The organism is Pseudoduganella sp. RAF53_2 (genome assembly GCF_052113985.1).
Taxonomy (GTDB): domain Bacteria; phylum Pseudomonadota; class Gammaproteobacteria; order Burkholderiales; family Burkholderiaceae_D; genus Rugamonas.
In genome coordinates, this window is sequence record NZ_JBFRDW010000567.1 from 1 (window position 1) to 4,040 (window position 4,040).

A 4,040-nucleotide genomic window follows, 5' to 3' on the forward strand; every position below is an offset into this window, starting at 1 on the left:
GGGGCTGGGTTCCGGCATCCTGATGAGCATTCAGCGCCACCGTAAGCTGGTGCAGACATGAAGCGCATTTACGCTTGTTCGCCGCTGTTGCTAGCGCTGCTGCTGGCGGCGTGTGGCACCACGCCGACAACGACCACGACGCCGCGCATTCCGCCGCCAGCCAAGTCTTCCATCCGCGAACCGGGCATGCCGGTGCTGCCGCCTGCCAATTCGGGCCGTGGCGGCTACTACCTCGATGATGGTCCCGGCGAGAATCCTCCTCCTGGCCTGATGGATGTACCGGACGCCGAAGTGCGCCTCGATCCGCTGCTGCCGCGATCGAACAAACCTTACACCGTGTTCGGCAAGACGTACACCCCAACGCCGATGGATCAGCCTTACACCGTGCGCGGTCTGGGCACCTGGTATGGCAAGAAGTTCCACGGACAGCGCACCTCGTCCGGCGAAATCTACGATATGTACAAGATGACGGCGGCGCACCCCACGCTGCCGATTCCGTCCTATGCACGCGTGACGAATATGAGCAACGGCAAGACCGTTGTGGTGCGCATCAATGACCGCGGGCCTTTCCATTCCACGCGCGTGATCGACGTGTCTTTCACCGCTGCGCTGAAACTGGGCCTGCTGGCGAATGGCAGCAGCGAGCTGGAAGTAGTGCACTTGCTGCCGTCGGATATTGAACAGATCATTGCGGCGCGCAAGAGCGGCAGCGCATCGCCCGTCACGAGCACCGGCGCCGCGGCGCCTGCCGACTCGGCCCCGGCCACGACATCGGCATCGTCGCGTGCCGTGCCATTGCCGAAGGCTGCGCCCATGCTGGCTTCCGGCGGCGCTCCTGCCGATGTGGAGGCAATGATGCTCGGCGGCGGCAATGGCGTCGCGCCGGACAGCGCCAACGTGCAGCGCACCGGTGGCACGGCGGCGGCGGCCTTGGACAGCGGTTTCTATCTCCAGCTGGGTGCCTACACGCGCGCTGAAGCCGCGGACGCAATGCGCGACAAGCTGTCTGCGGCAGACGCGGAAGACAAYTTCACGGTCGTGCAGGCAGGCTCGGTGTACCGGCTGTATGGCGGCCCGCATGCCACGCGCAAGGACGCTCAGGATGCGGTCAAGCGCATCCCATCGGCGTTGCGACTGAAGCCGATCATCATCCAGCGCTAGCCGGCTAGCCGGCTAGCCGGTTACTTGCTGCAGGCGCGGGTTTCCTGATCGGGGAACTTGGCGGCGATCTTTTCCAGGCGCGACTTGGTGTCGGCGCTGATATCGCGGAATTGATAGAACAGCTGCTTGCTGCCCGTGTAGCGCGGCGCGACTTTGGCGCTGTGCACGCCTTGCTTCACCAGCGCTGCGAGCTGCGCTTCTGCGGCCGCTTCAGTGCGGAACACACCCAGCGAAATACCCCAGCGCAGCGGCGAGCTTTCGTTCAGGATGAAGTAATTGGTCACCCCCAGGCCGCGCAGTTCAGCGGCTTTCTTGTCGGCGGCTTCCTTGCTGCCTTGCGGCGGAATGTGGACGATGTAGCTGCTGATTTCCTGGCCCGGCAGATTCTTGCGCACCTGGCGGTCGCCCAGTTCCAGCGGACCCACACGCTCTTCAAAGCGGCGCGCATCGGCGAGCTGGAAATTGCCGACTTCCAGGCAGCCGGTTGCTGCCGGTTCGTCGCGCGGCACTGGTGGAGGCGGCGCGGCGGCTGCCACCGCGGCATTGGCTTCGTCGGCGCTGATGACGTGCAGCTTGTCCGAGTTCAGTTGATTCTTCAGGCGTGCCGGTTCGTGCTCGTTGCCGCTGAAATGGCCGAGATAGCCCCTGCCGTAAGCGAAAAGGGCGGCGTTCGCAGCGAGCAGCAGGAAGAAGATCAGTTTCAGCACGGTCTTTCCTTGTTCAGCACGGCCTGCAGGCCGATCAGCACAATATTCTCCACATGGCGATGCGGCACCGGTACCGCTGGCGACACATAAGGTGCAGCGCCGCCGGAAATAATACATTCTACGGCCTGGTGCAGCTCATATGCACGTTCGATGGCGCCTGCCTGCGCAGCCAGGCAGCCGGTCAGGATGGCGTCGCCGGTGTTGTCGGCAAAGCCTTCAGGCAGCCTGGCGCCTGGTGCGATTTGCGGCAGCTGAGCGGTGTTCTTTGCCAGCGAACTGGCCATCAGTCCCAGGCCGGGCAGGATCATGCCGCCCAGGAAGGTGCCGTCTGGCGTGATCGCATCGATGGTCGTGGCGGTACCGCAGTTGGCGACCACGATGGCTTTGCCGGGACACAGCGCATGCGCGGCGATCGCTGCGGCGAAGCGGTCGCAGCCCAGTTGCAGCGGATTGCGGTAGGCATTGCGCACGCCGGCGCGGCTTGGCACGGAAGCGAACCATTCGATGGCGTCCGGCGCGATGGCCAGCGACGGATCGGCCAGCGCGGCAGTCAGCAAGTCGCGCACGGCTTGTCCTGCCACGTTCGCGATCAGCACACGCGCGATGCGCGCACCAGCCGACGCGGCGATGGATGCTGCAATGCTTGTGGCGAGACGGGGCGCGGCGGTGTCGGCGGTGGTGCGGAGGTCGGTGTGGAATTCGGCGCCGAAGGCGAGCCAGGTGCCGAGAGGCGCGCTGGACGCGGCCGCATCGTCGGCGGCGAGCGCCCATTTGATGCGGGTATTGCCAGCGTCGATCAGCAATGCGCTCATGATGCGAGCCTCAGCGATACATCACCGGACAGCACGGCCACGCGGCCGGCCGGCGTATCGAGCAGCAGGCGGCCATGTTCGTCCACACCGGCGGCCAGGCCTTGCTGTTGTATGGCGCCCTGGTCGAGGATATTCACGGTCTGCCCGCGCCAGGCTTGCAGTGCATTCCAGCGCTCGGCAAAAGCCGCGAAGCCGACGTCGTCGAATTCGGACAGCACGGCGGCGAGGCGGCTGAGCAGCTGCGCCATTAAGGGGTTGCGGTCCATGCGCGCCAGCCAGGGCGCGGACGAGATGTCGTTGCGGCCGATGGCCGCTTCCAATTCGTCCGGCATCAACAGGTTCATGCCGCAGCCGATCACCGCCCATACCGTGCCATCCGGTGCGGATTGGGTTTCAACGAGAATACCGGCCAGCTTGGCGCCATCCTTCAGCACATCGTTCGGCCATTTCAATTGCACAGGCACGCCGAGCTGCGCCAGCGTTTCAGCGATGGCGACGCCGACCGCCAATGGCAGGCCGACCAGGCGTTGCAAAGGTGAGCGGAATGGCCAGGCCAGCGAAAAGGTCAGCGAGGCGCCGGCGGCGGATAGCCACGGACGTCCCGCGCGGCCACGACCGGCGGTTTGCTCCTCGGCGATACGCAGGACCGGAGCGCGCAACGGCGCGCCGGATGGGCCGCCGTTGGGCCCGGCACCGGGCACGCGCGCGAGCAAGTCGGCATTGGTGGAACCGGTCGTCGCGACGGCTTCAATGACCACATGGCTGGCGCTGGTCGCCAGATGCTGCGCGATAGCGTCAGCGGAAACAGGAGTAGCGTTCATATCTTGCGCGCCTTGTGCGGCGCCTTGGCAAATGCCAGGTCATACAGGAAATTGGGCAGCATGCGCAGCACTCTGGCGATCATGCCCGCTTGCCACGGGATCACGCGATAGCTCGCCCCACGTTCGATAGTGCGCGCCGCAGCGGCGGCGAAAGCCTCTGGCGCCATCAGGAAAGGCATGGCGTAGGCATTCCCTTGCGTCATCGGCGTGTCGACATAGCCGGGCGCAATCGTCACCACGCGAATGTTCGAACTGCGCAGCTCAACGCGCAGCGACTCGCAATAAATCTTCACCGCCGCCTTGGATGCGCTGTAGCCACCGCCACCCGGCAGTCCGCGTACGCCAGCCACGCTGGAAATGCCGACCAGCCGCGCCGGCGTACCTTGCGCGCGCATTGGCGCTACAAACGGCGAGAACGTCGCGACAGTCGCCGTGACATTGGTCGCAATGATGGATTCGAACACCGGTAAATCCTCCGGCAGCTCGGTGATCGTGCCATGCGAAATGCCGGCATTGGCAATCACCACGTCGCAGCCGCC

5 protein-coding genes are annotated in these 4,040 nt (G+C 65.1%); 1 reads left to right on the plus strand and 4 read right to left on the minus strand.

The window, feature by feature from the left end; translation table 11 throughout:
• Window positions 1-57 precede the first annotated feature (57 nt).
• Window positions 58-1,161, plus strand: a complete 1,104-nt coding sequence (locus AB4Z11_RS25455) for a septal ring lytic transglycosylase RlpA family protein (protein WP_442028573.1) — start codon at window positions 58-60, stop codon at window positions 1,159-1,161.
• A gap of 20 nt (window positions 1,162-1,181) precedes the next feature.
• On the opposite strand, the gene AB4Z11_RS25460 is transcribed toward AB4Z11_RS25455, so the two are convergent.
• From AB4Z11_RS25460 to AB4Z11_RS25475, 4 genes are all read right to left on the minus strand, one after another.
• Entirely contained in the window at window positions 1,182-1,868 is a 687-nt protein-coding gene (locus AB4Z11_RS25460; RefSeq protein WP_442028574.1) for an SPOR domain-containing protein, read from the minus strand.
• A complete protein-coding gene (locus AB4Z11_RS25465) occupies window positions 1,862-2,680 on the minus strand; it encodes a type III pantothenate kinase (RefSeq protein ID WP_442028575.1) in 819 nt (272 codons plus the stop codon). The genes AB4Z11_RS25460 and AB4Z11_RS25465 overlap by 7 nt, the downstream gene beginning before the upstream one ends.
• On the minus strand, window positions 2,677-3,501 hold the full coding sequence (locus AB4Z11_RS25470) for a biotin--[acetyl-CoA-carboxylase] ligase (RefSeq protein WP_442028577.1): 825 nt from the start codon (window positions 3,499-3,501) through the stop codon (window positions 2,677-2,679). The genes AB4Z11_RS25465 and AB4Z11_RS25470 overlap by 4 nt, the downstream gene beginning before the upstream one ends.
• A partial coding sequence (locus AB4Z11_RS25475; protein WP_442028578.1) for an SDR family oxidoreductase occupies window positions 3,498-4,040 on the minus strand: 543 nt, incomplete at its 5' end. The genes AB4Z11_RS25475 and AB4Z11_RS25470, both read right to left, overlap by 4 nt.

Excerpts from the sequence above, each read along its gene's own strand:
- AB4Z11_RS25465 (WP_442028575.1), bottom strand. The coding sequence starts at position 2,680 with ATGAGCGCATTGCTGATCGACGCTGGCAATACCCGCATCAAATGGGCG.
- AB4Z11_RS25470 (WP_442028577.1), bottom strand. The coding sequence starts at position 3,501 with ATGAACGCTACTCCTGTTTCCGCTGACGCTATCGCGCAGCATCTGGCG.